The 4,758-nt window shown below is 60.7% G+C and carries 6 protein-coding genes and 2 pseudogenes; 2 read left to right on the forward strand and 6 right to left on the reverse strand.

The genetic code is table 11. The annotated features are described in order from the left end of the window. The 3 genes and pseudogenes from QJT82_RS44270 to QJT82_RS44280 form a co-directional block, all read right to left on the reverse strand. Positions 1–281: pseudogene (locus tag QJT82_RS44270) on the reverse strand (hypothetical protein); the annotation flags it as partial. A gap of 53 nt (positions 282–334) precedes the next feature. Next, entirely contained in the window at positions 335–691 is a 357-nt protein-coding gene (tnpB, locus tag QJT82_RS44275; protein WP_011090953.1) for an IS66 family insertion sequence element accessory protein TnpB, read from the reverse strand. Next, positions 688–1,086, reverse strand: a complete 399-nt coding sequence (locus QJT82_RS44280; RefSeq protein WP_011090954.1) for a transposase — start codon at positions 1,084–1,086, stop codon at positions 688–690. The genes tnpB and QJT82_RS44280 overlap by 4 nt, the downstream gene beginning before the upstream one ends. A gap of 156 nt (positions 1,087–1,242) precedes the next feature. Here QJT82_RS44280 and QJT82_RS44285 point away from each other — a divergent pair, with 156 nt between their 5' ends. Continuing rightward, positions 1,243–1,587 (forward strand): hypothetical protein, encoded by a 345-nt coding sequence (locus QJT82_RS44285; protein WP_011084509.1) that lies wholly within the window; start codon positions 1,243–1,245, stop codon positions 1,585–1,587. 524 nt (positions 1,588–2,111) lie between these two features. Here QJT82_RS44285 and QJT82_RS44290 read toward each other — a convergent pair. After that, positions 2,112–2,333, reverse strand: coding sequence for a hypothetical protein (locus tag QJT82_RS44290; RefSeq protein WP_014497999.1), 222 nt, complete (start codon positions 2,331–2,333; stop codon positions 2,112–2,114). Positions 2,334–2,902: 569 nt separating this feature from the next. Between QJT82_RS44290 and QJT82_RS44295 the strand changes: the two genes are divergently transcribed. Further along, complete coding sequence (locus QJT82_RS44295; RefSeq protein ID WP_011084508.1) at positions 2,903–3,160, forward strand: WGR domain-containing protein; 258 nt, start codon at positions 2,903–2,905, stop codon at positions 3,158–3,160. 50 nt (positions 3,161–3,210) lie between these two features. On the opposite strand, the pseudogene QJT82_RS44300 reads toward QJT82_RS44295, so the two are convergent. Together QJT82_RS44300 and QJT82_RS44305 are read right to left on the reverse strand one after the other, a co-directional pair. After that, a pseudogene (locus tag QJT82_RS44300) lies at positions 3,211–3,532 on the reverse strand (DDE-type integrase/transposase/recombinase); the annotation flags it as partial. A 362-nt stretch (positions 3,533–3,894) separates the two neighbouring features. Beyond that, positions 3,895–4,758 (reverse strand): Ulp1 family isopeptidase (locus QJT82_RS44305; protein WP_281446712.1); only part of this gene is annotated, 864 nt, incomplete at its 5' end.

Consider the following 4,758-nt stretch of genomic DNA (forward strand, 5'->3'; position numbering starts at 1 on the left):
GCCCCGCGTTCAGCATAACCCGGCAGGAATCCACTTAAATCCAGCGGGGCGCTGTCCAAACAACCGGGGCCAGCTCTCTCGTACTCCTTCACGAGCAGTTCGAGGCGTTCGACGCTCTCTTTGGACGCAGCCAGTTCACTCTCGACATGAAGGCGCGCCGAGCATTCATCGTCTGCGCGACGACGCTCGGCTTCAATCATCGCTTCCTGCGCGCGGAAGAGCGCGCGCAAATCGGCGGGCAGCGCTGCAAGACGGGCGGGATCAATGGGGGACGGCGGCACATCCGCAAGCTATCATCCCAAAGCCCCGCGCGAAACAGGTTGTCGGGTCTGAGTCAGTTCGCCGCAGCTGGCGTCGCGACAATCCGTTCGCCCACTCGCTTCCAGTTCAGCCCTTCAAACAGCGCTTCGAACTGCACGCGCGTCAGATGCATGACGCCGTCGCTGATCTGCGGCCACTCGAAACGACCATCGCGGCCAAGGCGCTTGTAGACCAAAACGAGGCCCGTGCCGTCCCATAGCAAAATCTTCAGCCGGTCGGCGCGCTTCGAACGAAAAACCACGATCAGGCCCGAATGCGGATCGAGCCCAAGCGTGTTTTGCACAAGACCGGCCAGCGCGTCGTGCCCGCACCGGAAGTCAACAGGACGCACAGCAAGCACAATCCGCAGTCCCTGCGCCGGAATGATCATGCGCCGCGCTCGATCGCAGTCACGATCTCCGCGATCCGCACCGCCGACACGTCCGCATCCAGGCGGACCGAAACCTTGCCAATCGTAATCTCGACGGGCCCCTCGCTCTTGCCTGACGCCACTGGATCGCTCAGCTCGATCGACACGAAATCCGCCGCGTCGTCCGTGACCAATGCGAGCCGGCCAGCACGCGCCAATCTGCGCCACGTCGTCAACTGCTGGGCCTTCACACCATAACGCCGTGCGACATCACATACCCGGGCGTCGGGCTTCATGCTCTCGAAAACAGCGCGCCCCTTGATCTCCGCAGACCATAACCGGCATCCAGAACGCGTCCGGCGCGTAAGCTTCCCCACAAAGCCATCAGCTTCGGCTTCCTCCCCCGATTGTTCCATCGCCTTCAGTCTCCTCTCGGCTCTCTGACAAGCCAAGGATCGCAGAGCGAAAGCCGAAGCGAAACCAGTCAATCAAATGGGAGAAAAGCTCCGCTTACAATTTTTGCTCGTTCAGACCGACACAAATTGCTCAAAGATTCGTGGAGAGAAAAGCAGATGAGCGATGAGCCCGACCTCGAGAGCAGAGTCGTTGCAGCGATACGACACTATCGTGCGGCGCTCGACGTGGCGGAAAACCTGGAACGAGAGGACGCGTGCGCGCATCGAGCGCTGACGAGCACCCTGCTCGATTTGGAGCGTGCCCTGCGAGGCGAAGCGGCCCCGCATCTCAACAACAACCTGTTTGAGACCGGCTCCACGGCGGTTGCACGGTCGGATAAAACATGGGCCGACCTGGTCGAGGCGACTGCGAGATTGGATTCGGCCCGTCGAACCTTAGCTGCTCTGGAACGGCAGTTGGGATATCTTCCAAAAGTCTCGAGGGGAGCGGATCACAAGTGAGGTTAGATAAGAGTCTCGCACGATCGGAAGGTTTCCCGACCATTTCAGAGCGGCGGCGGCAACGCTCTGACGGGCTCGTGTCCCAGCCAAAATCCCGCGCCCAAAACAGACCTCTCTGCGTCCTCGTGTTTGGGACCGCCGAGGTACAGCGCGCGAATCGGGACCTTGCTGGATCCCAACCTTCCAACTTTCCCGCCGCCTCGCCGCGTCCTCCTATGCAGGAATAGACCTCGACGCACTGGCTCGATCGTCCTGTCGAGCGTGCACAGTTTCTGATGACGCTGACCAGCGCGAGTCCTGGTTGAGTTTCTTCTGCTTGTGACTCGGCGTGGAAACGGCATTGCAGCCTCTTCGATCTTCGGCGCGGCTGCGATCATGTGATCAAGCTCTAAAAAGTGGTTCGACGACAGGCAGGCGCTTGAGGCCAGCGTCAACGTTGTCGGAAAAGTGGAAGCCGTGCCGGCTCACACCGTAATCAAAACAGACGTCAAGCGCCAATCCAAGGGCCAGAGCTGCGCTTACGATCAACGTCGAACCGATGCGTTCGAACCACCAATCTCATTGGTGGCGCCTGCTCCGGTGCGATCGATGACCCAGGCCACCATGTAGCCCTTGGCCTGCTCGGTCTGCACCTGCCGGAGGGCCTCAGAGTAGGTTAGTAAGGGCTCTTGCGCCGGGTAGACGGCGCGGTCGGTCGGGGTGACAAAGTGATGGCAGCACACGCGATAGTCTTTAGCCTCGAACATCGGAATCCTCCTCTCGCCTCAGGTTGCGCGGCCATACGCGCTTTCAGATACTGCCCTACCACAGAGAATGCGGCCTTTAAGAGGCCGCGCGCTTCTTCAACACCCCATAAGGTTGGTCGGGCTGCCAGACGCAGGTCGGCGATGTCCGACCACATCGCGCGCTTGATTCTCTGCAGCAGCACCGGCAAAGAAGTGCCCGGGTGTCATTCCATAATTCACCCGTGTCCGGACTTCGATTTCCCGTTCGTCCGCAATTGCTCCGTCGATCGCTCAACGGCTGCACCGATGTCACCTAGTCAGCTTTCAAACCTTGCTGAGGCTGCTGGATCGACAATGCTTGGACCGAGCTCCGGCGCGATTCAGTGAGCTTCTCGATCAGTTCAGACTGCGGTCTCGGTTTTGCCGCGAGACGGTGGGGTTCAAATCGGGCCGTGGAGCCTCCACATCATCGCCACAGTCCGAAGACACCCGCCTGGTGCAATTGATGTAGCGAGAGAATGAATCGTTTGGCCCTGATCGATTCATAGAAAGCATTGGACCTCGCTTCCACAGGAAGCGAGAATCCATGCATGCCGAACCTTAAGCTAGGGCCGCTTCACCTTCGCCGCATCGACACCACCCGCAACATGCGGCGGTTTTACTTGCTTTCGATCCAACCGACCTTGTTCGGCGGGGTCTCGCTGATCCGCGACTGGGGCCGGATCGGCACGACCGGCCAGACGATGGTGCAGACTTTCGATGCCAGCGCTGAAGCGGGCGAAGCATTCGGACGGCTGGAGCGCGCCAAGCGCAGGCGCGGATACACCTCTGCTGAGGAGAGAGTCTGAGGTTTCGTCAATTTCCCGGGGATTACGGATCCACTTACGATGCCTGGAACGTGAAGTGACAGAAACCGTTGAGCCTGACGGGACGATTTGAAACGCTTCATGATCCGCCGCGTTGCCGCGTCGGCTGATGAGAATTCTCAGCCCGATTGTTGAGAGCTCTGTGCTGGCGATGTTCGACGAAAAAGCCCATCTTCGCCCTCGCAGCGCCGTGCGAACGCTTGTCCGTGATCATCACGCGCGGCGGCGTGCCGGCGGATTTCAAGAGCTTCTTCATGAGCCGCTGGGAAACCGGAAATACAACCAAACGGCATAGCTGATCACTTCCGATGGGAAGCGATGGCGGCGATAAAGAGGGTCCCGGGCGGTCGGCATGCCGGTCGTCTACCCCTCGGCCGCTCCAATTCGTTAACTTGACGGTACCCGCTGCTCGTCGACAGCGATGGCACGATCATCGCGGGCGAAGGCCGATACCTGGCCGCGCGAAAGCTCGGTCTCCTCGAGGCGCCGGTCAGCTGACCGGTCTTTCCGAAGCGCAGCGTCGCGCGCTCGCCCTTGCCGACAACCGCATCGCGCTGTCGGTGGTCCGGCGGCTCGTCGGATACGGGCGCTTCGACGGGGGCGAGACGGCCCGCGTGATGGCACGTCTCTACGCCGCGGCGCGCCTGCTGGTGAACTTCTTCCAGCCGTCATTCAAGCTCAAAGAGAAGCGCCGCGAGGGTCCGCCCACGGCGACATCAACCCCTGAGTCGCGCTTGCAGTGCCTGCCGATTGGCAACGACGTTGCTGAGGTTCAGCTGGTCTGGCTCCCGTCCTTGCGCCAATTGCCTAACCAGCTCCCGCGTGCCGTCCACGACAAAGACGCCGCAATCACAAGTGTTCTGCTGCTGGGCCATGCCGGCGGGCTGCAGGGCGAGGTTCAGCCTTTCTGCGAGTTGTCTTGCATGCGTCTCGTTGTATCTCCCGTAGGAATCGTAGTGATAGGCGACAGGCCGTTGCCGGTTGCTGCGATCAACGAACAGCAGCGACCAATGCCTGCCGCGGTCCGTAGCACTGGCATCGTTCACTGGCAGCAACAGGAAGTCGGCTGTATCGTTATCACGCCGATCATGGACGATGCGATGGAATACGCGTAGCACGTCGCTCTCCGCGCCCAGGCGCAGCCGCAGCGCTTCGAGGGGATCTACGAACCGCGTCCGGGCGGCGAGATCCGAATCGCTCCTCTGCAAATCCAGCTCCTGAAGCTGGTAATCCCTGAGGATATGCTCGTCGCCCAGCCATTCCGTGTCCTCGAGCACCAGCCCGCGGTTATGGGACAAGGCTATCGGATTCAACGCCCCGATCTGAGCATCGGAGGAGGTGATCGGAAACCGCCGCACGATATCGTCGCGCAATGGGGACGGTGCGGGCGCGGTCAGATCAACCAATGGAAGACCGTCGTAGGTGTCTGAACGAGCCCTGGCAGAAGGCGCTGGCGCAAAGTGAGCACTGTCATCCAACTCGGCCGCATCCGGATCAAGCAGTGCCCCAAACCCACGATAGAGATCCTGAGCCCTGGCAGTTGATGGTGATGCCGGTTCTTGCATCTGCCGCGCAAGCTC

Origin of the sequence: Bradyrhizobium sp. Mp19, assembly GCF_029952935.1 — a bacterium.
Taxonomy (GTDB): Bacteria; Pseudomonadota; Alphaproteobacteria; order Rhizobiales; family Xanthobacteraceae; genus Bradyrhizobium; species Bradyrhizobium elkanii.